This is a genomic window from Hydrogenophaga sp., assembly GCF_025699295.1.
In the GTDB taxonomy this organism is placed as follows: domain Bacteria; phylum Pseudomonadota; class Gammaproteobacteria; order Burkholderiales; family Burkholderiaceae_C; genus Hydrogenophaga.
Genome location: NZ_JAILWB010000024.1, coordinates 1 through 26,993, shown reverse-complemented (window position 1 = coordinate 26,993; position 26,993 = coordinate 1). Strand labels below are relative to the sequence as shown.

Sequence of the window (26,993 nt, the reverse complement as noted above, 5' to 3'; positions counted from 1 at the left end):
TCAGTCAAAACTGGTCGTGAAGATGAGATCGATGGCGTTCTCTTCGCCCGCTCTGGCGCGCAGCGTGAGACGGCGCGAGAGGTCGTAGAACATCGATACCGTGCCCATGGCACCGGCCAGGCTGCTTTCATAGCTCAGGTACAGCTTGCTGGACAGGCGCTTGCCCAGCGTGACCGCGGCGGCCGACGTGGTGCCGTCGGCGTTCGTGGCGCTGCCCGTGAACGTGAGTTCGTCCAGCCCCAGTGCGCCCGCCACGCCACCTTCGAGCCCGCCACCGCCGCGCGACAGCAGTGCCAGCGCGGCCTGCTGCAGCACGGCGGCCTCGGCACCCGCGCCGCTGGCGGGTCGACCCAGCACCAGCCAGGCGAGTTTTTCGCTGTCGGGCAGTTCGGGTTCCGAGAACAGGCGTGCGCGTGGCGCCTGTGCCGTGCCGCTGATGATCACGCCCACGCGCTGTGTGGTGTTGGGGCGCACGGCGGTGATGTCCAGCGTGGGATTGTCGTAGGGGCCGGTGAAGCGCAGCACGCCGGTTTCGATGGCCAGCCGCTGGCCATAGGCGCGGTAGGTACCGCGCACGGTGCGCACTTCGCCGAGCACCCGCGGCGTGGGCGCGGCGGGGGTGCTGCGCACGTTGATCTCGCCGCTCAGCCGGGTCTGCAGGCCCTGCCCGCGCACCTCGAAGTTGTTGCCCAGGTTCAGGTCGACCAGCACGTCCGGCTGCACCCGGTAGGCGTTGGGATCTTCCAGTGGAATTTCGGTGCCGCGCACCACCACGTCGTCGCCCAGGCTGGGGGTGGTGTCGTCGGGCAGCACGAACAGGGCTTCGTCGGCGGTGAGCTGGCCGCGCAGCTGCAAGGCCGGGCCGGCGAGTTCGGCCTGCAGTTGCCCGGACAGCGTGAGGCGGCGGTCGGCGCGGGTGGACACGCGCAGCTTCGTGGCCGTGGCCTGCAGGCTCACATACGGCTGACGCCGCGTCTGGCCGTCCACGGTGACGCTGCGCCACTCGGTGTTGCCGGTGGCCAGCAGCGTGCCGCCGTTGTCGGCGCCACCACGACCCTGCAGGTAGAAGCGCTCGACGGTGATGCGCTCGCCCGCGAGCGTGGCGCGCAGCTGTCCGCGCGAGAACGAAATGCCGTTGACGAGCGAGCGCAGGGCGAGATCGTCCGCGTTGAGCGAGCCGTTGAACTGCGGCGCGGCGCGTGTGCCCGACAGCGCGAGGTCGGCGGCGAGCGAGCCGCGCACGCGCCAGCCGGGTGGCGCCAGCGCCGACCAGACGCCCATCTGCGGCAGGCGGGCCTGTACACGCCCGCGCAGCGGCGCCTGTTCGGGCCAGTGCCAGGCCGCCTGCCCGGCGCCGGGCGGGTTCAGGGTGGTGTTCAGGTCGGCGCTGGCCGTGCCCAGGCGCTCGCTGTCCCAGCGCAGCCGCGCCTGCACATTGCTGCCCTGTGTCTCGATGTCCAGCCGTGCTTCGCGGATGCCGGTCTGCAGGCGCTGCAGGGACGAGGCGTTCTCGTCGAAGGCGCCGTCGGTCTGCACCGAGAGGTCGCCGCTGCGGCGCTGCACGTGTGCCGTCAGACGGGGCGGCGCGCTGGCGTCGGCGGGCAGGAAGAGGTCCCAGTCGCCATCGAACACGACGTCTCCGCCCAGTCCGGCCTGGCTCAGCGGTCCGTGGCGCGCGCCCTCGGCGGTGGCCAGGGTGTCCAGCCAGGACAGTGGCAGGCCGGTGAGGCGCCCGCGCGTGTCCAGCGCCCCGGCTCGCCAGCTCAGGCGCTCCCAGGACAGCACCATGGGCGTGGTCACGCTCGGTGTGGCGGCCGCCGCCGCAGCAGCAGCGCTGTCGGCCACGGCCGGCGCGGTGGTGGTCCCCCTCTTGCGGTTGAACGAGGGCTGCAGCCGAAGCTCGCCGGGCTCGGCCTGCAGTTGCAAGTTGCCGCTGCGCGCGCCCTGCCATCGCAGGCCGAACCGGGACGCGCTCTGCAGCAACCAGACCACGCTGCGGTCGGCGCGCGCGTTGTCGGTGGCCCGCAGGCTCAGCCGGCTCAGGTCGATGCGGCCGCTGTCTGCGTCGGGCTGGCGCGCGCCGCCCAGTTGCAGCGTGCCCTCGGTGTCGAGGTCGGCGCGCCATGGTCCTTGCGTGGCCTGACCGGCGAGGCTGAGAGCCAGTTGTTGCGGGGGGCCGCTGACCTGCAGGCGCAGCGCGCCCAGTTCAAGGGTTTGCGGCGGGCCGGCTTCGGTGCCGTCGCGCGTGACGCGCAGGCGCGGCAGGTTCAGGTCGACCTGCAGGCGCGGCGCGGCGGCTGGCGCAGCGCCCGAGGCCGGCGCGGGGTAGCCGAATGCGCCCAAGCCCCCTTGCCAGGCGGCGTCCAGACGGGCGCTGCCGTCCAGTGCCAGACCGGGCACGCTTTCGAGCGCGGCGGCGATCACCGGGCCGGCAACGGGCAGCGTCTGCAGGCCGCGCACCCAGGCCAGCACGCGCGCGGCGTCGTCCAGTCGCAGGTCCAGATCGCCCTGGCCTTGCGCGTGCGCGGTCTGGCCCTGCCAGCGGGCCTGCGCGCCGGGGACCTGCAGCGCCAGCTGGCCGTCGAAGCGGCGCGCCTGCGTGTCCAGGCTGCCCTGGCCTTCCAGCGTGGCGTCGGCGGCCAGCAGGCGCAACGAGCGCAGCTCCAGCACGCCCTGCGCCATGTCGGTGGGGGCAGGGCGCCAGCGGCCTTTCACATCGAGTTCGCGCAGGCGCAGGCCGGCGAGCGCACCGGCGCGTGGCTGCGTGCCCGAGGGCTGGATGCGCGCGCTGATGGCGATGGCTTCGCCAGCACCCGTGTCTTCCGTGCGCGCCTGGGCCGAGCCGTCGAGCGCGGCCGGTGCGATGCGGCTCCAGAGCAGCGACGGGTTGACGCTGGTGGCGGTCACGTCGCCGTGCCAGCGGGCAGGGGAGGATGAAGACGAGGCTGCGGCGGGCGCACTGCTGCCGGGTTCGAACCAGCCCTGGCCCTGCAGGCGCCCGCCGCCCAGGCGCGCGTCCAGCCGCGAGAGCGTCCAGCGCGCACCGCGTTGTTCGAGGTCGGCCTCGATGCGCTCGGCGGGCAGGCGCTGCTGATCGGCCGGGCCGCTGGCGGCGTTGGTGATGCGCAGCGCAGCGCGCCAGGTGTCCGCGCCGTCGGGCCGCGCCTGCACCGTGCCGCTGAGCAGCGTGGCCGGAGCCTGGGGCCAGAGGGCGGCGAGATCCAGGCGCTCCATGGTGGCGTCGACGGTGTCCACCGGCTGCGCGCGCCAGGGCCGCAGGCGCGCCGTGGCCTCCAGCGTCGGTGCCTGGGCGGCGGTGGCGGCGTCGCTGGATCGAAGGCTGGCCGATGCGTCGAGCGCGGCATCCTGCGTGGCCAGCGTGCCGGCGAGTTTTGCCACCGCCTGCAGGGCGACGCTGGCGCCGCCGGGCACGGTGGCCTGCACCTCGCCGCGGGCATCCACACGCAGTGGCATCGGGGCCTGCGCACCCAGCACCGCCTGCGCTTCGTAGCGGCCGCCGGCCACGCGCAGGTTCTTCAGGTCGAGCTGGTGCGCGTCGGCCACGCCGAGCCGCCAGGCGCTGTCCGCCGTCCGGTAGCGGTACTCGCCTTCGAGTTCACTCAGGGTCAGGGTCTGCGCGCCGCCGGCGAATTCGAGCACCCCGATCGACCAGGGCAGGGTGACCGGCAGCGGCAGGGTGACGGGCTGCAACGGTTCGGGCGGCTTGGGCGGCTGGGGCGGGCGCCGGTCGTCGATGCGCAGCCGGTCGATGTCGAGCTGCGACAGCCGCACACCGCGCCCGAGCAGCGCGTCGGCCCAGAACCAGCGGCTCAGGCCGATGCGCACGCCGCTGGCTTCGACCGTGAGGCCGTCGCGCTGCCAACGCAACTGCCCGATCTGGCCGCCGGCGAACAGGCTGCCTTGCACGCCTTCGGTGGTGAGCGTGCCGGCGGCCGGGCCCTGGCGCGCCATGAACGACTGGCCCCAGCCGATGGCCTGCGCCAGCGACCCGGGCGAGGCCGCCCAGAGGCCGAAGGCGAGCAGGGCCAGCAGCACCAGGGCAACGAGACCGCCGAGCAGCCGGCGCACGATGCGGCCGGTGCGCGAGGGCGGCGGGGCGGTGGTGTCGGGGTCGGGCGTCATGCGCGCGGTCAGAACGTGAAACCGACGTTGAGGTGCAGCCGCCAGCGCCGGGTCTCGAGCCCGTAGGCCAGATCCAGCTGCAGCGGGCCGACAGGGCTGTTGTAGCGCACACCAGTGCCCACGCCCCACACGGGCTTGAGGTCGCCGGCCTGGTTGGCAATGGCGCCACCGTCGATGAAGATCACGTTCTCCCAGTTGGAGCGCTGGTCCTCGTTCCAGATCGGGCGCTGCCACTCCAGGCTGACCACCGCCTTGTAGCGGCCGGGCCCGAGGGTGCCGTCGGCGCGCGGCACGCCGATGTCGCGCAGGCCGTAGCCGCGCACCGTGTTGTCGCCACCGGTGTAGAAGAGCTGCGTGTCCGGGATCGGCGCGTCGTCGCGTGCAATGACCGCGCCGCCTTCGAGTCGCAAGGCCAGCCGTCCGAGCTGCGTGCGCCGTGTGGCGGCCGAACCCACATCGCGCGCCTGGCCGGGCACCGGGTCGGCCAGTTGCACCAGGCCGCCCAGCGGCCAGTAGGTGAGCCAGCGCGCCTGGGTGCGGCCAAAGGGCAGGCGCGTGCCTCCCAGGGTGTAGCCCACGCCGAGCTCCACGGCCAGGCCATAGCCCCGGTGGGGAAAGACAAGGTCATCGAAACGGCGCCGCGTCCAGGCGTAGTTGGCGCTGATGGACGCGTTGGCGTCGTCCTGGCCGGTGACGTCGCTGGCCACCCGCGCCCGGTCGTACTGCAGGTAGAAGCTGCGGTCGTACTCGACGCCCACCTGTGACCGCCCGGCGCGCAGGCGCAGGCTGGTGGTGGTGGTGAAGTCATTGAGTTGCTCGGCCAGTTGTCCACCGACGATCCTGCGCCAGCCGTCGTCGTTGGGTGGCGAGCTCCAGTCGGTGCTGGCGAGCTGGTCGATGCGTTCGAGCTGCAACTTGCTCAGCGCGCGCCAGCCCAGGCCCGGCACGCTGTTGTGGGTGTGCTCCAGCGAGAAGCGGGCGCCGTTGTCGGTGCTGCCGCCGATGCCGATGGCCACCTTCTGCCGCCGGGCTTCGCGCAGTTGCACCATCACCGGCAGCGTCTCGCCGTCGGGGGACGGCTCCACGTACACAAAGGCGGAGTCGTAGTACCCGCTTTCGGCGATGCGCCGCTGCGCGTCCTGCAGCTTGTCCAGGTCGTAGTCGCTGCCCGGCGTGAGTCCGGAGAGCCGCACCAGCCGCTCGGCGGTGATGGCGTCGTAGCGGTCGGCGCCCTGCACCACCACGTCGCCCATGCGCATGGCCCGGCCCGAGTCGAGCTCGATGTAGAGCCGCGCCTGGTGCGCCTCGGCGTCGATGTCGGCCAGGCTGTTCTGCACCCGGCCCAGGGGATAACGCTGCGCGATCAGCCGGCGCAGCGCGGCGGTTTTGGCGGCATCCCAGTCGGACTGGGAGAACGGCAGGTTTTCGATCAGGGCCGCCTCGCGCTGGATATCGGCGCGCTGCGCCGCCGCTTCCGGTGCCTGGGCGATGTCGCCCACGAAGGACACGTTGACCGAGACCACCTGCGTCACCGGCCCCGGCTCGACGCGGATCGTGACGGTGCCCAGCTGCCGCGGTGATGGGTTGGCCGGCGTGGCACCGCCTTCGCCCTGGGCCAGCGCGTCATCCAGGCCAGGTGGCGCGCTCACCTCGACCATGGGCTTGAAGTGGCCCAGCGTGGCCAGCAGCTCGCGCAGGTTGGCAGGCGCCTGGGCCAGCAGGCGGCCCAGCTCGTTGGCGTCGAGGTTGCGCAATTCGCGGTAGCGCTGCAATTCCATGTGGCGCAGGAGGAAGTCGCCGATGGCTTCGGGTGCCTGCATGTCGATCTCGAAGCGCGGACCGCCGGGCGCGCGAGTCCGGCGCTGTGCAACGGCCCCGGGTGTGCTGGCGCCGTCTTCCGCGGCTTCGTCCGCGTCCGCCGCAGGCGCAATGGCGGGCGCGGGAGTGCCCTGGGCGTGTGCGGCGAGGGGCCACAGCAGCGCCGCGCACAGGCACAGCAGCCACGCCAGGGGAGCGTGGCCCGGGAGGGGAAATCTCATGCAGCAGTTATTTCGAGAGCAATCGCATCGTGTCCTCCAGCCCCTTGAGGGTCAGCGGGTACATGCGCTGGCCCATCAGCTGCTGGATCACGCTGATGCTCTGTCGATACTGCCACACCCCTTGAGGTTCCGGGTTGATCCACGCGTACTTGGGAAAGGCGTGCGTGAGGCGCTGCAGCCACTCGGCACCAGCCTCCTCGTTGTTGTATTCCACGCTGCCGCCGGGCTGCAGGATCTCGTAGGGGCTCATGGTCGCGTCGCCGACGAAGATGAGCTTGTAGTCCTTGTTGTACTTGCGGATGATGTCCCAGGTCGGGAATTTCTCCGCATAGCGGCGGCGGTTGTTCTTCCACATGAAGTCGTAGACGCAGTTGTGGAAGTAATAGAACTCCAGGTGCTTGAACTCGCTCTTGACGGCCGAGAACAACTCTTCGACGCGCTGGATGTGCTCGTCCATGGTGCCGCCCACATCCATGAGCAGCAGCACCTTCACGTTGTTGTGCCGCTCGGGGATCATCTTGATGTCCAGCCAGCCGGCGTTGGCTGCGGTGGAGCGGATCGTGTCGGGCAGGTCGAGTTCGAATTCGTTGCCCTCGCGCGCGAACTTGCGCAGGCGGCGCAGCGCCACCTTGATGTTGCGCGTGCCAAGTTCCTGCGTGTCGTCGTAGTCCCGGTAGGCGCGCTGCTCCCAGACCTTCACGCCGCTCTTGTTGCCGCCCTTGCCGCCGATGCGCACGCCCTGCGGGTTCTGCCCGCTGTTGCCGAAGGGCGAGGTGCCGCCAGTGCCGATCCACTTGCTGCCACCCTCGTGGCGCTCCTTCTGCTCCTCGAGCCGCTTGCGCAGTGTCTCCATGAGCTCGTCCCAGTCCATCTTCGGCGCGTTGGCCTTCTGCTCCTCCGAGAGGATGCGCTCCATTTCGCGGCGCAGCCAGTCGGCGGGAATCGGCTTGGTGAAGTCCGCGATCATCTCGACGCCCTTGAAGTAGGCGGCGAAGGCGCGGTCGAACTTGTCGTAGTGCTTCTCGTCCTTCACCAGCGCGGTGCGCGCCAGGAAGTAGAAGTCGTCCATGCTGCAGGCATCGGGATTGCGCGGCCCCACCACGTCGGCCTGCATGGCCTCGAGCAGCACCAGGTATTCCTTGACCGAGACCGGCAGCTTGGCTGAGCGCAGGGTGTAGAAGAAGTCGATCAACATGGTCGTGATCTCCCGGGGTCAGTCGCGCAGGCCACGCAGGTAGAGCAACTGCGCCTTGGCCTCGGGCCACTCGCCCGAGCGCATGCTGTACATCACAGTGTCGCGGATGGTGCCGTCGCGGCGCAACGCGTGACCGCGGATGACGCCGTCCTGCTTCGCACCGAGACGCTCGATCGCGCGCTGCGAGGCGAAGTTGTAGTTGTCCGTGCGCCAGCCCACCACGTGGCAGCCCAGTGTGTCGAAGGCGTGGCCCATCATGAGCAGCTTGCAGGTGGTGTTGACGTGGGTGCGTTGCACGCTTTTCGCGTACCAGGTGTAGCCGACCTCCACCCGCTTCACAGCGGGCAGGATGTCGTGGTAGCTGGTGCTGCCCAGCACCCGGCCGGTGGCCTCCTCGGTCACCGCGAACGCGAATCGATGGCCTTCGTCGCGCATTTTCAGAGCGGACTCGATGTAGCCGCGCGTCTCGTGGGGTTCGGGCACCGAGGTGATGCGCAGCTTCCACAGCTCGCCGTCGGCCGCCGCGGCGCGCAGGCCGTCCTCGTGGTCGAGCGACAACGGGACCAGGGCAATGCCGTTGTCGCGCAGGGTGACGGCTTCGACGAAGGCCATGGCGTGTCCGATCAGCGATTCCGCTGGTTCATGAAGACGAGCTTCTCGAAGAGCGTGGTGTCCTGCTCGTTCTTGAGCAGCGCACCCACCAGCGGCGGGATGCTGACCTTGCTGTCGGCGCTTTGCAGCGCCTCGAGCGGGATGTCCTCGGCCATGAGCAGCTTGAGCCAGTCCAGCAGCTCGGAGGTGCTGGGCTTCTTCTTCAGGCCGGGCAGGTTGCGAACGTCGTAGAAGGTCTTCATGGCCGCAGCCAGCAGCTCCTTCTTGAGTTTCGGGAAGTGCACGTCGACGATGCGCTGCATGGTCTCGGCGTCGGGGAACTTGATGTAGTGGAAGAAGCAGCGGCGCAGGAAGGCGTCGGGCAGTTCTTTCTCGTTGTTGGAGGTGATGAAGACCAGTGGGCGGTGTTTCGCGCGAATGAGCTCGTGGGTTTCGTAGCAATAGAACTCCATGCGGTCGAGTTCGCGCAGCAGGTCGTTGGGGAATTCGATGTCGGCCTTGTCGATCTCGTCGATCAGCAGCGCCACCGGTTGCTCGGCCGTGAAGGCCTGCCAGAGCACGCCCTTGACGATGTAGTTGTGGATGTCCTTGACGCGCTCGTCGCCCAGTTGCGAGTCGCGCAGACGGCTCACGGCGTCGTATTCGTACAGGCCCTGCTGTGCCTTGGTGGTGCTCTTGATGTGCCATTGCAGCAGTGGCAGGTCCAGGGACTGCGCCACTTCCTCGGCCAGCATGGTCTTGCCGGTGCCGGGTTCGCCCTTGACGAGCAGCGGGCGTTTGAGCGTGATGGCCGCATTCACCGCCAGCATCAGGTCTTGCGTGGCGACGTAGTTCTCGGAGCCTTGGAATTTCATGGGAAGCTTTGCAGGAAGATTGAGGCGGAATGTGGCGCGAGGGGGCTGCCGCGGGATGTTCGGGCGGGACTTGCGCCACGGCAGGTCGGGTGCGGTGCGCAGGCTTGCCCAGTCTATATAATCGGCGGTTGATTTTTCCTCAGCCGCCCCATTCATTGTGCTTGCAAAATGATCCAACTGTTGCCCACGATCGTCCGTACCCTTGTCGCCGCTGCGACGTTTTCAGCGGTTGCCGTGGCCGCGCATGCCCAGGGCGTGACGGGTGATGTGCAGGCCGGCCAGAAGAAGGCCGAGATGTGCATCGGCTGCCATGGCATCCCGGGCTACCAGAACAGCTTCCCCGAGATCCACAAGGTGCCCATGATCTCGGGACAGTCGGACAAATACATCGTGGCCGCGCTGAATGCCTACAAGAAGGGCGATCGCAAGCACCCGACGATGCGTGGCATCGCGGGTTCGCTGAGCGAGCAGGACATGGCCGACCTCGGCGCCTTTTACGCCTCGCATGCCGACAGGATTGCGCCCGATGCGCCGCGCAGCGCCAGCACAGCTGCCGCCGCACTGATCGAGAAGGGCGCTTGTGCTTCCTGCCATGGCGCCAACTTCAGCAAGCCGATCGATCCGAGCTACCCCAAGATCGGTGGCCAGCACGCCGACTACCTGTTCTTCGCGCTCAAGGCCTACACGGTCGAGGGCAATGGCATGATCGGGCGTTCCAACGGCATCATGGCCGGCATCGCCAAGCAGTACACGCCCGCCGAAATGCGCGAGATCGCCAAGTACCTCTCCACCGTGGAAGGCGAACTCAAGACCGTGCCGCAGTCGCGCTTCAAGTGAGCTGAACCTGCCTCTGAAAAAAGCCGCTCGTCGAGCGGCTTTTTTCTTGCCTCTTCAGTCCTTCGTGGCCCGGCGGCGCACCGCATCGATGTAGGCCTGCCCATCGGGTGGGCGCCCCGCCCGCTGGCTCTCCCACAGCATGGTGCCCAGGCATTCCATGACCTCGTGGTGCGCGGCATGCAGATCGCCGCGCCGCACGGCCAGCAACTCCACCGCCTGGCGGATGCCGGGAGGCTGGTCAATGCTGCACTGTTCGCTGACCGACAGGTGCATGGACAGGTGCAGAAACGGGTTGTCGCGCGCCGTATCCGGCTCGCCCAGGCGCGCCAGCGCCGCGTCCACGTCGGCAAGTTCCGGGTGGTATTCGGGGTGTTCCGCGATCCACTGGCCGGCCAGGGTCTCGATGGCCTCCATGGGCTGCTGCTGCAGGCGCTTGGCATGCACGGCGCAGAAAAACCGGCGCACGTCGGCTTGAGATGGGTTGAACATGGTGCGGGGATTCTCCCGCATGCCGCGCACCCATGCGCCCGGCTTGGTTACAGTCGCAGGCTGACCTGAGGAGAACACACATGACCCAAGCCTTCATCTGCGACGCGATTCGCACACCCATTGGCCGCTACGGCGGCGCCCTCTCCAGCGTGCGCACCGACGACCTCGGCGCCATTCCGCTCAAGGCTCTCATGCAGCGCAACCCCGGCGTGGACTGGGCCGCCGTGGTCGACATCATCTTTGGCTGCGCCAACCAGGCCGGTGAGGACAACCGCAACGTCGCGCGCATGGCCGGCCTGCTCGCTGGCCTGCCCATGGAAGTGCCCGGCGCCACCATCAACCGCCTGTGCGGCTCCGGCCTGGACGCCGTGGGCACGGCCGCGCGTGCCATCAAGGCAGGTGAGGCCGGCCTGATGATCGCCGGTGGTGTGGAAAGCATGAGTCGTGCGCCCTTCGTCATGCCCAAGGCGGAAAGTGCCTTCAGCCGGGCCAATGCGGTCTACGACACGACGATCGGCTGGCGCTTCGTCAACAAGCTGATGAAGGCGCAGTACGGTGTGGACTCCATGCCCGAGACGGCCGAGAACGTGGCCGTCGACCACAAGATCGAACGCGAGGCGCAGGACCGCATGGCGTTGTTCAGCCAGTTGAAGGCCGTCGCGGCCATCAAGGCGGGGCACCTGGCGCGCGAGATCTGCGCGGTGAGCGTGCCGCAGAAGAAGGGCGATCCGCTGATCGTGGACACCGACGAACATCCGCGCGAAACCAGCCTGGAGGCGCTGGCAAAGCTCAAGGGCGTGGTCAAGCCCGACGGCACGGTGACCGCGGGCAACGCCAGCGGCGTGAACGACGGCGCCTGCGCGCTGCTGCTGGCCGATGAGGCGATGGCGGCGAAGAACGGCCTCACGCCAAGGGCCCGCATCGTGGGCATGGCCACGGCCGGCGTGGCGCCGCGTGTCATGGGCATCGGCCCGGCGCCGGCCACGCAGAAGGTGCTGGCCCTCACCGGGTTGAAGCTGGAACAGCTGGACGTGATCGAGCTCAACGAGGCGTTTGCCGCGCAGGGGCTGGCGGTGCTGCGCATGCTGGGGCTGAAGGACGACGACGAGCGCGTCAACGCCTGGGGCGGCGCGATCGCGCTGGGTCACCCGCTGGGGGCCAGCGGCGCGCGACTGGCGACCACGGCCGTGAACCGTCTGCACGCCACGGGCGGCCGCTACGCGCTGTGCACCATGTGTATCGGCGTGGGGCAGGGTATTGCGCTGGTGCTCGAACGGGTGTGAGTGCCCTCAGAACTTCCACGCCGGCAGTTGCCAATTGCGCCACAGTGCCAGGGCACGCAATCCAGCGGTGAACAGCACGCAGGCCACCAGGGCCAGCCAGCCCGGGGCCTGCACCTGCCACAGGCCGACGTACAGCCAGCCTCCCGCAAACGCACACAGCGCGTACGGCCGATGATCGCGGAAGGCGGTGGGAATCTGGTTGCACACCACGTCGCGCAACACGCCGCCGAACACCCCGGTGATCAGACCCATGAGCACGGCCACCAGCGCCGGCATGTCCAGCAGCAGGGCCTGATGCACGCCGGTGGCGGTGAACAGGCCCAACCCCATCGCGTCGGGCCACTGGATGGCGCGCTCGGTGAGTGCGACGTGCCGTTTGCGCAGGAACAGCATGGCCAGTACGCACAGCGCGAGCACCCCCCACAGCATTTCCACATGCCGTACCCAGAAAAAGGGCCGCTGGTCGAGCAGCAGATCGCGCAGTGTGCCGCCGCCAAACGCAGCCAGAAAACCCACTACCGCCACGCCCACCGCGTCCAGCCGCACGCGCGCGCCCATGAGGATGCCCGAGAGTGCGAAGGCGGCCGTGGCTGCGAGTTCCACCAGCAGGCGCACGGTCTCGCCCCAGACTTGAACGTTTTGCATCACCGGATTGTCGCTTCATGCCTTTGATCACAGACCCGTTCTTTTACGCCGTGGCGGTTCCTGCCGTGCTGTTGCTGGGCGTCAGCAAGAGCGGTTTCGGTGCGGGCTTTGGCTCGCTGGCAGTTCCCATGATGGCGCTGGCGGTCACGGTGCCGCAGGCGGCCGCCATCCTCATGCCGGTGCTGCTGCTCATGGACCTGCTGGGCATGGCGGCCTTTCGAAAGAATGTGGACCGGCGCCTGCTGATGTTCCTGTTGCCCTCGGGTCTGGTGGGCATTGTCGTGGGCGCGCTGCTGTTCAAGCTGCTGGACGCGCGCGTGGTGGCCGGTATCGTGGGTGTCTTCACCTTGCTGTTTCTGGCGCAGCGCCTGCTGTTCCCACCTCGGCCCGACAGCGCGCCGCCGCCGAAGTGGGTGGGCGCGTTGCTTACGGCCACCTCGGGTTTCACCAGCTTCATCGCGCACGCGGGTGGGCCGCCCATCAATGCCTATGTGATCCCGATGCGCCTGTCGCCGGTGGTGTTCACCGGCACGCTGGCGTTCTTCTTCTTCTTCATCAACCTGGCCAAATGGATTCCCTACGCCTGGTTGGGCCTGCTGGACCTGCGCAACATGACGACCTCACTCGCGTTGCTGCCGTTTGCGCCGCTGGGCGTGTGGCTGGGTGTGCGCATTGCCCACCGCATCAAGCCCCGGCTGTTCTACCGATTGATCTACGCCGGCATGTTCCTTACAGGCTGCAAACTGGTGTGGGATGCGGTGGCGATAACATAGGGCCCGATACCCCCATCCCCACCGCGCTGGCCGCGTGGGGCGTCCGCACACAAAGGAGCTTCACATGCCCATCGTGGTGGTTGCCAATCCCAAAGGAGGCGTGGGCAAGTCCACGCTGTCGACCAACGTCGCCGGCTACTTTGCCCGCAAAGGCCATTCGGTCATGCTGGGGGACGCTGATAGGCAGCAGTCGTCCGCGCTGTGGCTCAAGTTGCGGCCGCCTGAGGCTCGACCGATCCAGACCTGGGATGTGTCCCAGGACCTGATTGCCCGTCCTCCCAAGGATGTCACCCACGTCGTGCTCGACACGCCAGCGGGCTTGCACGGCTGGCGCTTCAAGGACGTGCTCAAGATCGCCGACAAGGTACTGGTGCCGCTGCAGCCCAGCATTTTCGACATCTATGCCACACGAGCCTTTCTCGACGAACTGGCCGAGTCGCGCCGTGCGGACAAGCTGCAGGTCGGCATTGTGGGCATGCGTGTGGACATGCGCACCATCTCGGCCGACAAGCTGCGCGAGTTCGTGACCGGCCTGGGCCTGCCCGTGCTGGGCGCGCTGCGCGACACGCAGAACTACGTGCACCTTGCCGCGCGCGGACTGACGCTGTTCGACGTGGCGCCCGGCAGGGTGGAAAAGGACCTGAACCAGTGGCAGGGCATCTGTGACTGGCTTGACCGCTGAGCCCCGACCGTCCTGTCCCCGGTCCGACATGCGCGGCCGGAGGCGGACGATACAGTGCGTGGCATGAAAATCTTTGAAACCCTGGCCGACCTTGCGGCCTGCGTGGGCCAGGAAGTGGCTGTCAGCGACTGGGTCACCATCAGCCAGGAGCAGGTGAACCGCTTTGCCGAGGCCACGGGCGACCACCAGTGGATCCATGTGGACGTGGAGCGCGCCAGGGCCGGCCCGTTCGGCGCACCCATTGCCCACGGATTCCTCACGCTGTCGTTGCTGCCGGTGTTCTTCGAGTCGGCTTTCGACATCCGTGGCTCGCGCATGGGCGTGAACTACGGCCTGAACCGTGTGCGCTTCACCGCGCCGGTGCCAGTGGGCAGCCGCCTGCGTGCGCGCATGACACTGCAGGCCTCCGAGCCCATCGAGCAGGGTGGTGTGCAGATGACCTGGGGCGTGGTGGTGGAGCGTGAGGGCAGCGACAAGCCCGTGTGTTTCGCCGAGTCGCTGGTGCGCCGGTATCCCTAGCCAATACGAACGAGCTGCCTGGGTTCGAGCCAGCCCTCGAAGGATGGGATCAGGCCGTTGATGCGCTGGGCGGCAACGGCCTGGTTGTGTTGCTGCGATATCAACTGGTAGGCATCGTTGCGCAGCAGCCAGAGTTCCTGGGGTGTGCGGGCTTGATCGATTTTCTTGCGCAGGCGGTGCGCGGATTCGCTCGTGCAGTCCTCGATGCTGCCCTGCAGCTGATGGCGGATGTTGGCCACGTCCTTGATGCTGGCATGGCGATGCGGTCGCCTCTGGGGCGCAAGGTGCACCTGAAACATCCGTGCTATTGCAGTGATCAATGCGGTCTCCGGGCAGCCGTTCGGGTTGCGGAGCCTGGTCGGGGCACTGGCGCTTGTGGCCGCTGGCACCCCGGATCAGGCCGATGCAGCTATGTTGCGCGTTCCACGCAAGGGTTGGCTCGCACCATCTGCGATCCGCGTGATCTGCGTCACGGAAGGGGCATGACAAACCCGTTCTGGCGCCAGGCTTCAAACACGGTGATTGCCACGGCGTTGGACAGATTGAGGCTGCGCTGACCTTCCACCATGGGCAGCCGCAGCCGCTGGCCTGCGGGGAACGACTCGCGCACGGACTCGGGCAGTCCACGGGTCTCGGCGCCGAACACCAGCCAGTCGCCCGCCCGGAAGCGGTTGTCGAACACGCTGTGGCTGCCGCGGGTCGTGAATGCGAACATGCGTTGCGGATCGGGACGCTCGTTGCCCAGGAAGTCGGACCAGCTGGCATGGCAGCGCAACTTCGCGTACTCGTGGTAATCGAGTCCGGCGCGGCGCATGTGCTTGTCGTCCATCGAGAATCCGAGAGGCTCGATGAGGTGCAACGCGCAACCTGCGTTCGCGCTGAGGCGGATCACGTTGCCAGTGTTGGGCGGGATTTCGGGCTCGACCAGGACGATATGGAACATGACAGGCGGTACAGGGTGGCGAGCGAGCTTACCGCGGTGGCGTGCACGCGAAGACCAGGGCGCTCACGCGCTCTGCCCCGGCCTGGCAGAGCGCCTGCGCGGCAGCCTGCAGGGTGGCGCCGGTGGTGGTCACGTCGTCGACCAGCAGGACATGTGCGCCCGACAGGCGGGATGCATGCCACGGGTGTGGCGCAAAAACGCCGTGCAGATTGCGCAGGCGCCGTTCGCGTGTGAGGTGATGCTGGTCGGGTGCCTCGATCACGCGCACCAGCGCATCGGCCACCGGCTGCGCGGCAACTGTCGCCGTGCACAGGCGTTTCAGGGCCTTCACAAGTTCCCACGCCTGGTTGTAGCCACGCTCGGCGAGCCGGGCCGCCGTCAGTGGTACCGGCACCAGCAGGTCGCTTTGTGACAGCAGTGTGATTGATCGCGGTGCCTGCAGCATGCGGCAGGCGAATTGCGAGGCCCAGCCTGGTTCGCCCTGGAACTTGAAGCGCGCGATCAGTCCGTCCCACGGGTAGGCGTAGTCCACCGCGGCCGCGCAGGCCTGTAGCGCGGAGGTGCCCGGGCGCGTCAGGCAGGCGCCGCACTGGGAAGGCATGTCGGACGGCATGGGCGCCGCGCACTCACGACACCGGTGACGTGCGCCGTGAAATCGCGTGACGCAGTCCTCGCACACAGGACGCGAAGGCCAGGCACCGCACACCTGACAGGTGCCGGGCAGCCGCTGTGGCAGAGAGGTCATGGTGGAGAACATCGCGCCAATATACTGGGGCGCCGCGTCCTCACTGACTTGCATCCTTTTCCTGCAGCTGGCTGTCCGTTTGAACACCTCCCCTGACCCTGAAACAGCCGTGCCCGGCATGGACATGGTGGCTGCGCAGCGCTGGCTGCAGCGCCGTGCCTCCACCAGCCCGTGGCTTCACGAGGAAGTGGCCTCGCGCATGGCGGAGCGCTTGAAGTGGTTTCGCGAGCCGCCAGCGAACTGGATGCACTGGGAGCCGGTCAACGGTGGCCTGCTGGCGCACCAGCAGCTGCGGGCCCTGTGGCCCGACGCGCCGTGTCATGTCGCGGCACTGCGCCTGCCGGAGGCACTTCAGGCGACGCACGAGTCGAGGGGCACGCTCTGGAATCCGCTGAGCTGGCGACGAGGCAATGGCCCGCGGCCAGCGGACGCGTCCACGAGGGTTCGCATGCTGTGGGCCAACATGGTCCTGCACATGGAGGCGCAGCCGCAGGCCCTGCTCCGGCGCTGGAACACGCACATCGAGACCGACGGATTCCTCATGTTTTCCTGCCTGGGGCCGGACAGCCTGCGCGAATTGCGTGCCGTCTACGCGCAACAGGGATGGCCCGAGCCGTCCCACGCCTTCACGGACATGCACGACTGGGGCGACATGCTGGTGCACGGCGGCTTTGCGGAGCCGGTGATGGACATGGAGCGGATCACGCTCTCTTACAGCGGCGCCGAGCCTCTACTGGCTGAACTGCGCAGCCTGGGGCGCAATCTGCACACGCAGCGGTTTCCCGCCTGTCGGTCGCGTCAATGGCGCGAGCGCCTGTGTGAGGCGATCGAGGCCGGCTTGCCGCGCGCGCAGGACGGGCGTCTCCTGCTGACCTTCGAAATCATCTATGGCCATGCGTTCAAGGCCGTGCCGCGGGTCCCCATGAAACCGTCCGCCACCGTGGCCGTGGAAGACATGCGCTCCATGTTGCGAGGTCGTCGGGGCTGAACCGGGTGCCGGCGGCTGCAGCTGCGGTCTCCCGTTCGGGCGCATTGTCCGAGTCGGATATGGCGGCTTTACCAGAGAAGGTCCGCGCTCCCGCCGCTACAATTGTCGGCGTTCCAGGTTTCAAGGGTATTTTCCCTGCGTCATCGCGCGGGCCTTCGTGCCGGGCGCGGTTTGATCCGGTGGTGGGTGGTGAGCCATGCCAGCAACGCTTTCCGTTTCGCGACCCCGTCCGAGCACGGCATGGAGTGGTCGCTGAAGCGCAACTGTTCGATCACGCCCACACAACTGGGATGGCTGTACGCCTCCATGTGTGTCGTGTCGCTCGCCGTGGCTGGCTTTTGCTGGTCACTGGGCGCCAGACTGGTGCTGCCCTTCGCGGCGCTGGAACTTGTCGCCGTGGGTGCGGCCTTTCTGGCCTATGCGCGGCATGCGACCGATCGCGAGCGCATCAGCCTTCGGCCAGGCCAGCTGGTGGTGGAACTGGAGACGGCGGGACGGACGAAGCGGTGCGAGTTCGCCCGTGAGTGGGTGAGGGTGGAGGCGTCAGGCGACGGCGGTCAGATGATCGAAGTCCGGGGTGGCGGCCAGTCGGTGCGGGTGGGGCGGTTCTTGCGTTCCGACTTGCGACCGGTGCTGGCACGGGAGATTCGCCAGGCTTTGCGTGGCGCGTGACAGTGGGTTTTGGGTGGGTGAGCCCGGAAAATTTGTTCTAATCGGCATTGATATAAATCAATACTTATATTTGAGGCGCTTAAAGTGAGTACGACGAAGAAAACGGTGCATTCCCTGCGAAACCGATGGGCCATGATCCGTGCTGCGGGCACCACCCTGGCGCTGGGCGCAGGCGCCTGGTCCACGGTCGCTGCGCAGACGGTCAAGGATCTGGCCGGTGGACCGGCGGTCAATCAGCTGAACTTTCACCCGCCAGTCACGCGCATTGCCGAAGAGCAGCACTGGCTGCACTGGTTCATGATGGCCTTGTGCGCGGTGATCTTCGTCATCGTCTTCGGGGTGATGTTCTATTCCATCCTCAAGCACCGCAAGTCGGTGGGCCACAAGTCCCAGGCGCTGGCCGAGCCGATCTGGGTGGAGCTGGGCTGGACCATCGTTCCCCTGCTGATCGTCATCGGCATGGCGTTGCCTGCGACCAAGGTACTTGTGGCGCAGAAGGACACCACCAACAGCGACCTCACCATCAAGGCCACGGGCATGCAGTGGAAGTGGGGTTACGACTACATCAAGGGCGAAGGCGAAGGCATCGGCTTCCTGTCGACCCTGGACACCAGCCACCGCGTGATGTCCAACAGCGGCAAGCCCGAAGCCACCGACGACTACCTGCTCAAGGTCGACAACCCTCTCGTGGTGCCCGTGAACAGGAAGGTGCGCATCATCACCACTGCCAACGATGTGATCCATGCCTGGATGGTGCCGGCGTTCGGCGTCAAGCAGGACGCGATTCCCGGCTTCGTGCGCGACACCTGGTTCCGCGCGGAGAAGACCGGCGACTTCTACGGTCAGTGCGCCGAGCTGTGCGGCAAGGAGCACGCCTACATGCCCATCCATGTGAAGGTGGTTTCTGCCGAGGAGTACACCGCCTGGGTGGCCGATAAAAACAAGGCCATGGCCGCCGCAGCCGACGACCCGAGCAAGGTCTGGACGCTGGCCGATCTCGTCAAGCGCGGTGAGTCGGTATACGCGGCCAATTGCGCAGCCTGCCACCAGGCAAGTGGAAAGGGTGCTGGCCCGATCAAGCCGCTGGATGGTTCCGCCATCGTGACCGACAAGGACCACGGCAAGATGATCACGGTGATGCTCAACGGCGCTGCCGGTGGTGCCATGCCCGCCTGGAAGCAACTCTCGGACACCGAGCTGGCCGCGGTCATGACCTTCGCCAAGAACAGCTGGTCCAACAACACCGAGCAGATCGTGCAGCCCGCCGAAGTGCAGGCCGCGCGCCAGTGATCCGGTTGCCAGAAAAACATTGAGTCTCAAAGGAATCGACGATGAGTGCAGTTCTTGACCACCACGACGCGCACGGACACGATCACGACCACCATGCCCCCACGGGCTGGCGGCGTTGGGTCTATGCCACCAACCACAAGGACATCGGCACGCTGTATCTGCTGTTCGCCTTCACCATGCTCATGGTGGGTGGCGTTCTCGCGCTGCTGATCCGCGCCGAGCTGTTCCAGCCCGGCCTGCAACTGGTCAACCCCGGGCTGTTCAACCAGCTCACCACCATGCACGGCCTGATCATGGTGTTCGGCGCCATCATGCCGGCCTTCGTGGGCTTCGCGAACTGGATGATTCCGCTGCAGATCGGTGCGGGCGACATGGCATTTGCCCGCATGAACAACTTCAGCTTCTGGCTGATGATCCCGGCGGCCATCATGCTTGTGGCCTCCTTCTTCATGCCCGGTGGCGCGCCCGCTGCCGGCTGGACGCTGTATGCCCCCCTGACCCTGCAGATGGGCCCCTCGATGGACGCCGGCATTTTTGCCATGCACATCCTGGGTGCCTCGTCGATCATGGGTTCGATCAACATCATCGTCACCATCCTCAACATGCGCGCCCCCGGCATGACGCTGATGAAGATGCCCATGTTCTGCTGGACCTGGCTGATCACCGCCTACCTGCTGATCGCCGTGATGCCCGTGCTGGCAGGTGCCATCACCATGACGCTGACCGACCGCCATTTCGGCACCAGCTTCTTCAACCCCGCCGGCGGTGGCGACCCGGTGATGTACCAGCACATCTTCTGGTTCTTCGGCCACCCCGAGGTCTACATCATGATCCTGCCGGCCTTCGGCATCGTGAGCCAGGTCGTGCCTGCTTTCTCGCGCAAGAAGCTGTTCGGCTATGCCTCCATGGTGTATGCCACCGGCTCCATTGCCATCCTGTCCTTCGTCGTGTGGGCGCACCACATGTTCACCACCGGCATGCCGCTCACTGGTCAGCTGTTCTTCATGTACTCGACGATGCTGATCGCTGTGCCCACGGGCGTGAAGATCTTCAACTGGATCGCGACCATGTGGAAGGGCTCGATGACCTTCGAAACCCCGATGCTCTGGGCCGTGGGCTTCATCTTCGTGTTCACCATCGGTGGCTTCACTGGCCTGATCCTTTCGGTCGCGCCGATCGACACCCAGATGCAGGACACCTATTACGTGGTGGCCCACTTCCACTACGTGCTGGTGGCCGGATCCCTGTTCGCCATGTTCTCCGGCATCTATTACTGGCTGCCCAAGTGGACCGGCGTCATGTACAGCGAGACCAAGGGCAAGATCCACTTCTGGTGGTCGATGATTTCCTTCAACATCACCTTTTTCCCGATGCACTTCCTCGGTCTGGCCGGCATGCCGCGCCGGTATGCCGACTACCCGATGCAGTTCGCCGACTTCAACGCCATTGCCTCGGTGGGCGCCTTCGGCTTCGGCCTTGCGCAGGTGTATTTCTTCGTGGCCGTGGTCGTTCCCGCCATGCGTGGCCAGGGCGAAAAAGCTGTGCAGAAGCCCTGGGAAGGCGCGGAGGGCCTGGAATGGGAAGTGCCGTCGCCGGCACCGTTCCACACCTTCGAGAACCCACCCAAGCTTGACGCCACCGCCACCAAGGTGATTGGCTGATTGGCACGCAAACGGAGCTGACCCGATGAAGACCCGTGAACAGAAGAAGAACAACTTGCGGCTGGCGCTGATCCTGGCCTCGGTCGCGCTGGTTTTTTTCGCCGGCTTCATCGGCAAGATGGTGTTTCTGGGCAGCTGACTTCCAGCTCCCAACCAACCGACTGGAATACCGTGGGACTGCGGCGCGAAAACTTCAAGATGGTGGGCAAGCTCGGCGTGATCGCGCTGGGCATGTTCGCCTTCGGCTATGCCCTGGTGCCGATTTACAAGGCCATCTGCGAAGTCACCGGCATCAACGTGCTGGCGCTGACCGAGCGCGAGATTCCAGGCGCGGCACCGAAGCTTCCGGCCAACACGCAGGTGGACACAAGCCGCACCATCACGGTCGAATTCGACGTCAACAGCCGCGGACCGTGGCATTTCAAGCCGGCGGTGCGTTCGCTTCAGGTGCACCCGGGTGAACTCACCACGGTCATGTACGAGTTCCAGAACATCCAGAACCGCACGATGGCGGCGCAAGCCATTCCCAGCTACGCACCTCAGCAGGCCGCGGCCCACTTCAACAAGCTGGAGTGCTTCTGCTTCACGCAATACACACTGCAGGCAGGCGAGAAGAAGGAATGGCCGGTGGCCTTCGTGATTGATCCACGCCTGTCGAAAGATGTGAGCACGATCACGCTGTCGTACACATTCTTCGAGGTGGGTGGCAAGGTGCCGGCGGCGCCCCAGGACGCAGCCCCGCTGGCGATCAGCCCGGCGATCGTCAAACCGGCGGGGGCCGTGTGAGCACGCCAGTCGATCCGCGCAAAGGCTCCTTCCTGGGCACCGTCAGGGCGGTGCTCTGGGGGTTCCTGGGCGTGCGACGCAACGCCGACTACCAGGACGACATCGCCAAGCTCAATCCACTGCACCTGATCGCGGTGGGTTTGGGCATGGCCTTTCTCTTCGTGCTCGGTCTGATCCTGCTGGTGAACTGGGTGGCCGGCTGAGGTCAGCAAAGCGCAGTTTTTTTGATTCCTAGACATTGATACAAGCGAAAGCACAACAGGAGTGAGCATGTCAGCAGCATCCCACGGCACGACGCCCTACTACTACGTTCCCGGTCCGTCGCGCCACCCCGTAATGGCCGCGATCGGGCTTTTCTTCGTCATCCTGGGCGCCGGTCAGTGGATCAATGGCGCCGGCTGGGGTGCTTACTCGCTGGCTTTCGGCCTCGTGTTCTGGCTGGTCGTGCTGTTCCAGTGGTTCAGCCAGTCTGTGGGCGAGAGCGAGAGTGGCATGTACGGACGCAAGGTCGATCTGTCGTTTCGCTGGAGCATGAGCTGGTTCATCTTTTCCGAGGTGATGTTCTTCGGCGCCTTCTTCACCGCCCTGTGGTGGACCCGCACGCACTCGGTGCCGGCGCTGGGCAGCATCGAGAACGCGCTGATCTGGCCCGATTTCACCGCCGTGTGGCCCAGTGTGCAGGTGGGTGCCACCGCCTCGCCGGGCGACATCGTCGAGCCTTTCCAGACCATGGGACCGTTCTGGTTGCCCACGATCAACACCGCCTTGCTGCTCACTTCGGGCGTGACTCTGACCATCGCGCACCACGCACTGCAGGCGGGCAACCGCGCCAGGACCATCGGCTTCATGTGGATCACCGTGCTGCTGGGCATTCTGTTCCTGGGCGTGCAAGGCTATGAATACGCTCATGCCTACGCCGACCTGAACCTCAAGCTCTCGTCGGGCGTGTTCGGCTCCACATTCTTCATGCTCACCGGCTTCCACGGTTTCCATGTGTTTGTGGGCATGCTGATGCTGCTGTTCATCACCCTGCGCCTGCAGAGGGGCCATTTCACGGCCGAGCGCCATTTCGGTTTCGAAGGCGCGGCCTGGTACTGGCACTTCGTTGACGTGGTCTGGCTGGGCCTGTACATCCTGGTGTACTGGATGTAATACGCCCTGGAGGTTGCTCCACCCGGGCTAACCCGCAACAAAAAGGCGCCATCAGGCGCTTTTTTGTTGAAGGGGATGGGGGCTCAGCCGCGCAGAGGCAGGCCCGTGGGCTGGATCCAGCCCATCAGGTAGCTGACAAGCACCACCACGAAGAGCAGGATGGAAAACCCGACCCGAAAGGCCAACGCCCGCGCCATATGGTTCTTGCGCGGCGCGCTGCCCTCGGCACCGTCGGCTTCACCACCCCGCATCATGTACAGCAGCGCGACCCCCAGACTGCCGATGATGGCGATGAAAGCCACGATGACCAGATATTTCATAGGTCCGATTATCGTCCTGCGCAGCGTGAGCGGTGTCGGAGGCTGAGCCATGCCGACTCGCACGCCGCGCTTCTGGACCGTCACCGCCGCCACGGTGATCACGGTGGTGGTGACGGCCGCGCTCGGGCTCTGGCAGCTCGACCGCGCGGGTCAGAAGCTGGCCTTGCAGGCGCAGATCGATCAGCGCAGCGTGCTGCCGGCCTGGAACACTGCCGACCTGCTCGGCGCGGCAGACCCGGCCGAGGGCGTGCACCGTCCGGTGCGCCTGCGGGGGCAGTGGGTGCCGCAGGCCAGTGTGTTCCTGGACAACCGCCAGATGAACGGCAGGGTGGGTCTGTTCCTGGTGACGCCGCTGCGCTTGCTGGGCAGTGAGCGCGCGGTGCTGGTCCAGCGCGGCTGGGTGCCGCGCGATTTCACCGATCGCAGCCGGGTACCCACGATCACCACGCCCCTGGACACCGTCGAGATACAGGGGCGATTGGCCTCTTCGCCCGGCAAGCTTTTCGAACTCGGCGGCGCGGGGACCGGGGCGATCCGGCAAAATATCGATCTCGCCGCCTTTGCGCAGGAGACCGGGCTGAACCTGCTGGGCGTGTCCGTCCTGCAAGGCGGTGAAGCCGCCGATGGACTGAAGCGCGATTGGCCCCGCATCGCGGTCGACGTGCACAAGCACCATGGCTACGCCTTCCAGTGGTTCGCCCTGTGCGCCCTCGCGGCGGGTCTCTATGTCTGGTTCCAATTCCTATCCCCCCGCCGAAAGCGCAGTTCCCATGGCACAGACGCCCGATGAACCCCTGACCCTGACCGTGCACAGCCTGCCGAAGTTGGACCGGGCGAGCGCGGACGCTGTGGCCAGCACGCGTGCCGGGCGCTGGAAGATGCTGGGCCTGATGCTGGTCTGCGCCGCCCCCGTCATTGCGTCCTATCTCACTTACTACGTGGTTCGCCCCGAGGGACGCCGCAACTACGGCGAGCTGATCGACCCGCAGCGCCCGCTGCCGGCCTGGACCGGCACCGACGTGCAAGGGCGCGTCGTGCCGCTGAGCATGCTCAAGGACCAGTGGCTGCTGATCAGCGTGGCCGACAGCGCCTGCAACGACGCCTGCCAGCAGCACCTGTACCTGCAGCGCCAGCTGCGGGAAACGCTGGGCCGTGAGAAAGAGCGGCTCGACTGGGTTTGGCTGCGCACCGGCGAGGCCGTATTGTCCGAGCCACTGAAGCAGGTCACCGCTGCCGCGCAGGTGCTGCATGTGGATGCGCAGGCACTCGCTGCCTGGTTGCAACCCGCCCCCGGCCAGAAGATCGAGGACCATCTGTATGTCGTCGACCCGCTGGGCAACTGGATGATGCGGTTCCCCGCCAACCTCGACCCCAAGCAAGCCAGGCGCGACCTGGACCGCCTGCTGCGCGCCTCCGCCTTCTGGGACAAAGAAGGGCGCGCCAACTGACATGGACAGCGCCCAGCCCCTGTACGATCTCGCCCCCGTGGCGCGCCTCATGCTCCTGGGCGTGGTGATCGCGCTCGGGCCACTGGCCTGGGTCTGGCTGCGCAACCGCCATGCGCCGCCCGCACAGCGCCTGCGTGTGCTCACTCTGGTCACGTTGTTTCTCACCTTCGACCTGGTGCTGTTCGGTGCCTTCACGCGCCTGACCGACTCGGGTCTGGGTTGCCCCGACTGGCCGGGGTGCTACGGCAGTGCCAGCCCGGTTGGGGCGAGCACGTCGATCGCAGCAGCCCAAAGCGTCATGCCCTCCGGCCCGGTCACCTTCTCCAAGGCCTGGATCGAGATGATCCATCGCTACCTTGCCACCGCGGTCGGAGTGCTGATCCTGGTGCTCGCGCTGGTGAGCTGGGTCGAGCGCAGACGGGTGAGCGTGTCGTACCTGTGGCCGCTGGCCACGCTGGTTTGGGTCTGCCTGCAGGGGGCATTCGGTGCGCTCACGGTCACGATGAAGCTGTTCCCTGCCATCGTCACCCTGCACCTGCTGGGCGGTCTGGGCCTGCTGGCCCTGCTGCGCGCCCAGTCGAGTGGGTATGCGCTGGCGGCACCGGGCCACCCTGGCCCGGTGGAACTGCCCGGCCGCCTGCGTTGGGCCCTGGTGGGCGTGTTTGCCTTGTTGTGGCTGCAGATCGCACTGGGTGGCTGGGTCAGTACCAACTACGCCGTGCTTGCCTGCCGCGACTTCCCCACCTGCCAGGGCAGCTGGTGGCCACCCATGGCGGTGCGCGAAGGCTTCACACTCTGGCGCGAGCTCGGGCGCAGCCATGCTGGCGAGGCGATCACCTTCCCGGCGCTGACCGCCATCCACTATGTGCACCGTCTCATGGCCTATGCGGTGCTGGCCGCGATGCTCTGGCTCGCCTGGCGTCTGTGGCGCGTGTCGGGCATGCGCCCGGGCGCGCGTGCGTTGCTGCTGCTGGCCGCCTGGCAGTTCGCCAGCGGCCTGAGCAATGTGGTGCTCGACTGGCCGCTGCTGGCCGCCGTGGGGCACACCGGAGGCGCGGCCGCGCTGGTGATCGTGCTCACCGGCGCGCTGGCCGGCACACGCAGCACCCGCCCGCTCGGTGCGACTGCGCCAGCCTCTTCCTCCTTGCCCCTGTCCATGCCGATCCGATGAGCACCGCGCCCACCCCTCCCGTTGCCTCCGCGCTGCCCTCGGTCTGGCGCCAGTACCACGCGCTGACCAAGCCGCGCGTGATCCAGCTCATTGTGTTCTGCGCGCTGATCGGCATGGTGCTGGCCGTGCCGGGTGTGCCCACGTGGGCACAGGTGCAACTGGCCGCCATTGCCTGCTTCGGCATCTGGCTGGTGGCGGGTGCCGCCGCGGCGTTCAACTGCTTGGTCGAACAGCAGATCGACGCGAAGATGAAGCGCACCGCCTGGCGTCCCACCGCCAAGGGCGAGCTCACCAACGCGAAGACACTGACGTTTTCCGCCGTGCTCTGCGGCGCCGGCTCGGCGGTGCTGTACTTCCTCGTCAACCCCTTGACCATGTGGCTGACCTTTGCCACCTTCGTCGGTTACGCGGTGGTCTACACCGTGATCCTGAAACCGCTCACGCCGCAGAACATCGTGATCGGCGGCGCCTCCGGCGCCATGCCGCCGGTGCTGGGCTGGGCCGCCATGACCGGCGTGGTCGCGCCCGAGGCGCTGATCCTGTTCCTGATCATCTTCCTCTGGACGCCACCGCACTTCTGGGCGCTGGCGCTGTACCGCGTGGAGGACTACCGCAAGTCTGGCCTGCCGATGCTGCCTGTCACGCACGGCTCCGAGTTCACGCGGTTGCAGATCGTGCTCTACACGTTCGTGCTGTTCGCAGCCTGCCTCATGCCTTTCGTGATGCGCATGAGCGGCTGGGTCTACCTGGTGGCGGCGGTCGTGTTGAGCATCGGCTTCTGCGGCTACGCCATCGCGCTGTGGCGCAACTACTCCGATGCGCTGGCGCGCAAGACGTTTCGCTTCTCGCTGATTCACCTGGCGCTGCTGTTCGCCGCCCTGCTGGTGGATCACTACATCTGATGACCATGACCCACATCCCGCTGACCCGCCGCACCCTCATGGCCGCTGCCTGTGGCGCCGCCCTGCTGGGCCTGGCGGCCTGCACCGATCAGGCCGATGCGCCTGCCGCTTTCTCCGGCATCGACATCACCGGTGCAGACTACGCCACCGGCTTCTCGCTGACCGACCACAACGGCCAGCCGCGCACGCTGACCGACTTCAAGGGCAAGGTCGTGGTGGTGTTCTTTGGTTTCACCCAGTGTCCCGACGTGTGCCCCACCTCGATGAGCGAACTGGCCGAGGCCAGGCGCCTGCTGGGGCCCGATGGCGAGCGTCTCCAGGGCCTGTTCATCAGCGTCGACCCCGAGCGGGATACGCCCGAGATCATGAAGCAGTACATGGCCAGCTTCGATCCGAGTTTCCTGGCCCTGTATGCCGCACCCGACGCGCTGCCTGCGCTGGCCAGGAGCTACAAGGTCTATTACAAGAAGGTTGACGGCCCCACGCCCACCAGCTACAGCATGGACCATTCGGCCGGCAGCTACATCTACGACCCGCAGGGTCGCATCCGCCTGTATCACCGATACGGCACTGGGTCGGCGGCGCTGGCGGGCGATCTCAAGCGCTTGCTGGCCGGGGACTGACGCCGACGGCGTCCCCGGGGCCTAAGGCCGGCCTAAGCCAATCCCTGCAAGATGGACGCAGGATGCCCGGCACGCGGGCCAGGAGAACGTGCACCATGAGGTTGTTGCTGGTCGAGGACGACACCATGATCGGCGAGGCCGTGCTGGACCTGCTGCGCGCCGAACACTACGCCGTGGACTGGGTGCGCGACGGCGAAATGGCGGCCACCGCCGCGAGCACG

29 protein-coding genes and 1 pseudogene are annotated in these 26,993 nt (G+C 66.9%); 19 read left to right on the top strand and 11 right to left on the bottom strand.

Annotated features, from left to right (window positions below):
- Genes K5880_RS20670 through K5880_RS20650 form a run of 5 tightly spaced genes read right to left on the bottom strand, consistent with a single transcriptional unit; the run spans nt 1 to nt 8,843 of the window.
- Nucleotides 1–4,143 (bottom strand): translocation/assembly module TamB domain-containing protein, encoded by a 4,143-nt coding sequence (locus K5880_RS20670; RefSeq protein ID WP_297656956.1) that lies wholly within the window; start codon nt 4,141–4,143, stop codon nt 1–3.
- Nucleotides 4,144–4,151: 8 nt separating this feature from the next.
- Nucleotides 4,152–6,182, bottom strand: coding sequence for a BamA/TamA family outer membrane protein (locus K5880_RS20665; protein WP_297656954.1), 2,031 nt, complete (start codon nt 6,180–6,182; stop codon nt 4,152–4,154).
- A 7-nt stretch (nt 6,183–6,189) separates the two neighbouring features.
- Nucleotides 6,190–7,377, bottom strand: coding sequence for a VWA domain-containing protein (locus K5880_RS20660; RefSeq protein ID WP_297656952.1), 1,188 nt, complete (start codon nt 7,375–7,377; stop codon nt 6,190–6,192).
- A gap of 18 nt (nt 7,378–7,395) precedes the next feature.
- Complete coding sequence (locus K5880_RS20655) at nt 7,396–7,989, bottom strand: GNAT family protein (protein ID WP_297656949.1); 594 nt, start codon at nt 7,987–7,989, stop codon at nt 7,396–7,398.
- A gap of 11 nt (nt 7,990–8,000) precedes the next feature.
- On the bottom strand, nt 8,001–8,843 hold the full coding sequence (locus tag K5880_RS20650; protein WP_297656946.1) for a MoxR family ATPase: 843 nt from the start codon (nt 8,841–8,843) through the stop codon (nt 8,001–8,003).
- A 168-nt stretch (nt 8,844–9,011) separates the two neighbouring features.
- On the opposite strand from K5880_RS20650, the gene K5880_RS20645 reads away from it, so the two are divergent.
- Nucleotides 9,012–9,680 carry a c-type cytochrome gene (locus K5880_RS20645; RefSeq protein ID WP_297656944.1) on the top strand — a complete coding sequence of 223 codons (669 nt, stop codon included), beginning with the start codon at nt 9,012–9,014 and terminating at the stop codon, nt 9,678–9,680.
- A 54-nt stretch (nt 9,681–9,734) separates the two neighbouring features.
- Here K5880_RS20645 and K5880_RS20640 read toward each other — a convergent pair whose 3' ends face one another.
- Nucleotides 9,735–10,169: a DUF1841 family protein gene (locus K5880_RS20640; protein WP_297656941.1), complete on the bottom strand. Its 435-nt coding sequence runs from the start codon at nt 10,167–10,169 to the stop codon at nt 9,735–9,737.
- Nucleotides 10,170–10,249: 80 nt separating this feature from the next.
- Here K5880_RS20640 and pcaF point away from each other — a divergent pair, with 80 nt between their 5' ends.
- On the top strand, nt 10,250–11,452 hold the full coding sequence (gene pcaF, locus K5880_RS20635; RefSeq protein WP_297656938.1) for a 3-oxoadipyl-CoA thiolase: 1,203 nt from the start codon (nt 10,250–10,252) through the stop codon (nt 11,450–11,452).
- Nucleotides 11,453–11,458: 6 nt separating this feature from the next.
- Here the strand turns inward: pcaF and K5880_RS20630 are convergent, their stop codons facing one another.
- Nucleotides 11,459–12,097, bottom strand: a complete 639-nt coding sequence (locus tag K5880_RS20630) for a trimeric intracellular cation channel family protein (RefSeq protein ID WP_297656934.1) — start codon at nt 12,095–12,097, stop codon at nt 11,459–11,461.
- A gap of 17 nt (nt 12,098–12,114) precedes the next feature.
- Between K5880_RS20630 and K5880_RS20625 the strand changes: the two genes are divergently transcribed.
- The 3 genes from K5880_RS20625 to K5880_RS20615 all read left to right on the top strand — a co-directional run bounded on the left by K5880_RS20625 (nt 12,115) and on the right by K5880_RS20615 (nt 14,071).
- Nucleotides 12,115–12,870, top strand: a complete 756-nt coding sequence (locus K5880_RS20625; RefSeq protein WP_297656931.1) for a sulfite exporter TauE/SafE family protein — start codon at nt 12,115–12,117, stop codon at nt 12,868–12,870.
- Nucleotides 12,871–12,934: 64 nt separating this feature from the next.
- Nucleotides 12,935–13,552: a ParA family protein gene (locus tag K5880_RS20620; RefSeq protein ID WP_297656927.1), complete on the top strand. Its 618-nt coding sequence runs from the start codon at nt 12,935–12,937 to the stop codon at nt 13,550–13,552.
- A gap of 63 nt (nt 13,553–13,615) precedes the next feature.
- Entirely contained in the window at nt 13,616–14,071 is a 456-nt protein-coding gene (locus K5880_RS20615; RefSeq protein ID WP_297656924.1) for a MaoC family dehydratase, read from the top strand.
- On the opposite strand, the gene K5880_RS20610 is transcribed toward K5880_RS20615, so the two are convergent.
- The 3 genes from K5880_RS20610 to K5880_RS20600 form a co-directional block, all read right to left on the bottom strand.
- Nucleotides 14,068–14,310 carry a hypothetical protein gene (locus K5880_RS20610; RefSeq protein ID WP_297656921.1) on the bottom strand — a complete coding sequence of 81 codons (243 nt, stop codon included), beginning with the start codon at nt 14,308–14,310 and terminating at the stop codon, nt 14,068–14,070. The two genes, K5880_RS20615 and K5880_RS20610, sit on opposite strands and share 4 nt — an antisense overlap.
- A 230-nt stretch (nt 14,311–14,540) precedes the next feature.
- Nucleotides 14,541–15,014, bottom strand: a complete 474-nt coding sequence (trmL, locus tag K5880_RS20605; protein WP_297656918.1) for a tRNA (uridine(34)/cytosine(34)/5-carboxymethylaminomethyluridine(34)-2'-O)-methyltransferase TrmL — start codon at nt 15,012–15,014, stop codon at nt 14,541–14,543.
- A 28-nt stretch (nt 15,015–15,042) separates the two neighbouring features.
- Nucleotides 15,043–15,615 (bottom strand): phosphoribosyltransferase family protein, encoded by a 573-nt coding sequence (locus K5880_RS20600; protein WP_297656915.1) that lies wholly within the window; start codon nt 15,613–15,615, stop codon nt 15,043–15,045.
- A gap of 223 nt (nt 15,616–15,838) precedes the next feature.
- Between K5880_RS20600 and K5880_RS20595 the strand changes: the two genes are divergently transcribed.
- From K5880_RS20595 to K5880_RS20560, 8 genes are all read left to right on the top strand, one after another.
- Nucleotides 15,839–16,747 carry a biotin synthase gene (locus K5880_RS20595; RefSeq protein WP_366883329.1) on the top strand — a complete coding sequence of 303 codons (909 nt, stop codon included), beginning with the start codon at nt 15,839–15,841 and terminating at the stop codon, nt 16,745–16,747.
- 240 nt (nt 16,748–16,987) lie between these two features.
- Nucleotides 16,988–17,419 carry a DUF2244 domain-containing protein gene (locus K5880_RS20590; protein WP_297657071.1) on the top strand — a complete coding sequence of 144 codons (432 nt, stop codon included), beginning with the start codon at nt 16,988–16,990 and terminating at the stop codon, nt 17,417–17,419.
- A gap of 132 nt (nt 17,420–17,551) precedes the next feature.
- Complete coding sequence (coxB, locus tag K5880_RS20585; RefSeq protein ID WP_297656912.1) at nt 17,552–18,709, top strand: cytochrome c oxidase subunit II; 1,158 nt, start codon at nt 17,552–17,554, stop codon at nt 18,707–18,709.
- Nucleotides 18,710–18,750: 41 nt separating this feature from the next.
- Nucleotides 18,751–20,370, top strand: a complete 1,620-nt coding sequence (ctaD, locus tag K5880_RS20580) for a cytochrome c oxidase subunit I (RefSeq protein ID WP_297656909.1) — start codon at nt 18,751–18,753, stop codon at nt 20,368–20,370.
- A 25-nt stretch (nt 20,371–20,395) separates the two neighbouring features.
- Nucleotides 20,396–20,509 carry a cytochrome oxidase small assembly protein gene (locus tag K5880_RS20575; protein ID WP_297656907.1) on the top strand — a complete coding sequence of 38 codons (114 nt, stop codon included), beginning with the start codon at nt 20,396–20,398 and terminating at the stop codon, nt 20,507–20,509.
- A gap of 32 nt (nt 20,510–20,541) precedes the next feature.
- Nucleotides 20,542–21,156: a cytochrome c oxidase assembly protein gene (locus K5880_RS20570; RefSeq protein ID WP_297656906.1), complete on the top strand. Its 615-nt coding sequence runs from the start codon at nt 20,542–20,544 to the stop codon at nt 21,154–21,156.
- A complete protein-coding gene (locus tag K5880_RS20565; protein WP_297656904.1) occupies nt 21,153–21,359 on the top strand; it encodes a DUF2970 domain-containing protein in 207 nt (68 codons plus the stop codon). Before K5880_RS20570 ends, K5880_RS20565 begins: the two co-directional genes overlap by 4 nt.
- A 67-nt stretch (nt 21,360–21,426) precedes the next feature.
- On the top strand, nt 21,427–22,308 hold the full coding sequence (locus K5880_RS20560; RefSeq protein ID WP_297656902.1) for a cytochrome c oxidase subunit 3: 882 nt from the start codon (nt 21,427–21,429) through the stop codon (nt 22,306–22,308).
- An 83-nt stretch (nt 22,309–22,391) separates the two neighbouring features.
- Here K5880_RS20560 and K5880_RS20555 read toward each other — a convergent pair whose 3' ends face one another.
- The gene (locus tag K5880_RS20555) at nt 22,392–22,628 is read right to left on the bottom strand and encodes a twin transmembrane helix small protein (protein ID WP_297656900.1); all 237 of its coding nucleotides are present in this window, start codon (nt 22,626–22,628) and stop codon (nt 22,392–22,394) included.
- Nucleotides 22,629–22,677: 49 nt separating this feature from the next.
- Here K5880_RS20555 and K5880_RS20550 point away from each other — a divergent pair, with 49 nt between their 5' ends.
- The 6 genes and pseudogenes from K5880_RS20550 to K5880_RS20525 form a co-directional block, all read left to right on the top strand.
- Nucleotides 22,678–23,418 (top strand): SURF1 family protein, encoded by a 741-nt coding sequence (locus tag K5880_RS20550; RefSeq protein WP_297656899.1) that lies wholly within the window; start codon nt 22,678–22,680, stop codon nt 23,416–23,418.
- The gene (locus K5880_RS20545) at nt 23,399–24,076 is read left to right on the top strand and encodes a hypothetical protein (protein ID WP_297656897.1); all 678 of its coding nucleotides are present in this window, start codon (nt 23,399–23,401) and stop codon (nt 24,074–24,076) included. Before K5880_RS20550 ends, K5880_RS20545 begins: the two co-directional genes overlap by 20 nt.
- A 1-nt stretch (nt 24,077) precedes the next feature.
- Nucleotides 24,078–25,247, top strand: coding sequence for a heme A synthase (locus tag K5880_RS20540; RefSeq protein ID WP_297656895.1), 1,170 nt, complete (start codon nt 24,078–24,080; stop codon nt 25,245–25,247).
- Nucleotides 25,244–26,149 carry a heme o synthase gene (cyoE, locus tag K5880_RS20535; RefSeq protein WP_297656892.1) on the top strand — a complete coding sequence of 302 codons (906 nt, stop codon included), beginning with the start codon at nt 25,244–25,246 and terminating at the stop codon, nt 26,147–26,149. Before K5880_RS20540 ends, cyoE begins: the two co-directional genes overlap by 4 nt.
- A 5-nt stretch (nt 26,150–26,154) precedes the next feature.
- The gene (locus K5880_RS20530) at nt 26,155–26,772 is read left to right on the top strand and encodes an SCO family protein (protein ID WP_297657068.1); all 618 of its coding nucleotides are present in this window, start codon (nt 26,155–26,157) and stop codon (nt 26,770–26,772) included.
- Between the two features lie 95 nt (nt 26,773–26,867).
- Nucleotides 26,868–26,993 (top strand): annotated as a pseudogene (locus K5880_RS20525) (DNA-binding response regulator); the annotation flags it as partial.

Coding starts and splice junctions, on each gene's coding strand:
- K5880_RS20670 (WP_297656956.1), bottom strand. CDS start 4,143: ATGACGCCCGACCCCGACACCACCGCCCCGCCGCCCTCGCGCACCGGC.
- K5880_RS20665 (WP_297656954.1), bottom strand. CDS start 6,182: ATGAGATTTCCCCTCCCGGGCCACGCTCCCCTGGCGTGGCTGCTGTGC.
- K5880_RS20660 (WP_297656952.1), bottom strand. CDS start 7,377: ATGTTGATCGACTTCTTCTACACCCTGCGCTCAGCCAAGCTGCCGGTC.
- K5880_RS20655 (WP_297656949.1), bottom strand. CDS start 7,989: ATGGCCTTCGTCGAAGCCGTCACCCTGCGCGACAACGGCATTGCCCTG.
- K5880_RS20650 (WP_297656946.1), bottom strand. CDS start 8,843: ATGAAATTCCAAGGCTCCGAGAACTACGTCGCCACGCAAGACCTGATG.
- K5880_RS20645 (WP_297656944.1), top strand. CDS start 9,012: ATGATCCAACTGTTGCCCACGATCGTCCGTACCCTTGTCGCCGCTGCG.
- K5880_RS20640 (WP_297656941.1), bottom strand. CDS start 10,169: ATGTTCAACCCATCTCAAGCCGACGTGCGCCGGTTTTTCTGCGCCGTG.
- pcaF (WP_297656938.1), top strand. CDS start 10,250: ATGACCCAAGCCTTCATCTGCGACGCGATTCGCACACCCATTGGCCGC.
- K5880_RS20630 (WP_297656934.1), bottom strand. CDS start 12,097: ATGCAAAACGTTCAAGTCTGGGGCGAGACCGTGCGCCTGCTGGTGGAA.
- K5880_RS20625 (WP_297656931.1), top strand. CDS start 12,115: ATGCCTTTGATCACAGACCCGTTCTTTTACGCCGTGGCGGTTCCTGCC.
- K5880_RS20620 (WP_297656927.1), top strand. CDS start 12,935: ATGCCCATCGTGGTGGTTGCCAATCCCAAAGGAGGCGTGGGCAAGTCC.
- K5880_RS20615 (WP_297656924.1), top strand. CDS start 13,616: ATGAAAATCTTTGAAACCCTGGCCGACCTTGCGGCCTGCGTGGGCCAG.
- trmL (WP_297656918.1), bottom strand. CDS start 15,014: ATGTTCCATATCGTCCTGGTCGAGCCCGAAATCCCGCCCAACACTGGC.
- K5880_RS20600 (WP_297656915.1), bottom strand. CDS start 15,615: ATGCCTTCCCAGTGCGGCGCCTGCCTGACGCGCCCGGGCACCTCCGCG.
- K5880_RS20590 (WP_297657071.1), top strand. CDS start 16,988: ATGGAGTGGTCGCTGAAGCGCAACTGTTCGATCACGCCCACACAACTG.
- coxB (WP_297656912.1), top strand. CDS start 17,552: ATGATCCGTGCTGCGGGCACCACCCTGGCGCTGGGCGCAGGCGCCTGG.
- ctaD (WP_297656909.1), top strand. CDS start 18,751: ATGAGTGCAGTTCTTGACCACCACGACGCGCACGGACACGATCACGAC.
- K5880_RS20575 (WP_297656907.1), top strand. CDS start 20,396: ATGAAGACCCGTGAACAGAAGAAGAACAACTTGCGGCTGGCGCTGATC.
- K5880_RS20560 (WP_297656902.1), top strand. CDS start 21,427: ATGTCAGCAGCATCCCACGGCACGACGCCCTACTACTACGTTCCCGGT.
- K5880_RS20555 (WP_297656900.1), bottom strand. CDS start 22,628: ATGAAATATCTGGTCATCGTGGCTTTCATCGCCATCATCGGCAGTCTG.
- K5880_RS20550 (WP_297656899.1), top strand. CDS start 22,678: ATGCCGACTCGCACGCCGCGCTTCTGGACCGTCACCGCCGCCACGGTG.
- K5880_RS20545 (WP_297656897.1), top strand. CDS start 23,399: ATGGCACAGACGCCCGATGAACCCCTGACCCTGACCGTGCACAGCCTG.
- K5880_RS20540 (WP_297656895.1), top strand. CDS start 24,078: ATGGACAGCGCCCAGCCCCTGTACGATCTCGCCCCCGTGGCGCGCCTC.
- cyoE (WP_297656892.1), top strand. CDS start 25,244: ATGAGCACCGCGCCCACCCCTCCCGTTGCCTCCGCGCTGCCCTCGGTC.
- K5880_RS20530 (WP_297657068.1), top strand. CDS start 26,155: ATGACCCACATCCCGCTGACCCGCCGCACCCTCATGGCCGCTGCCTGT.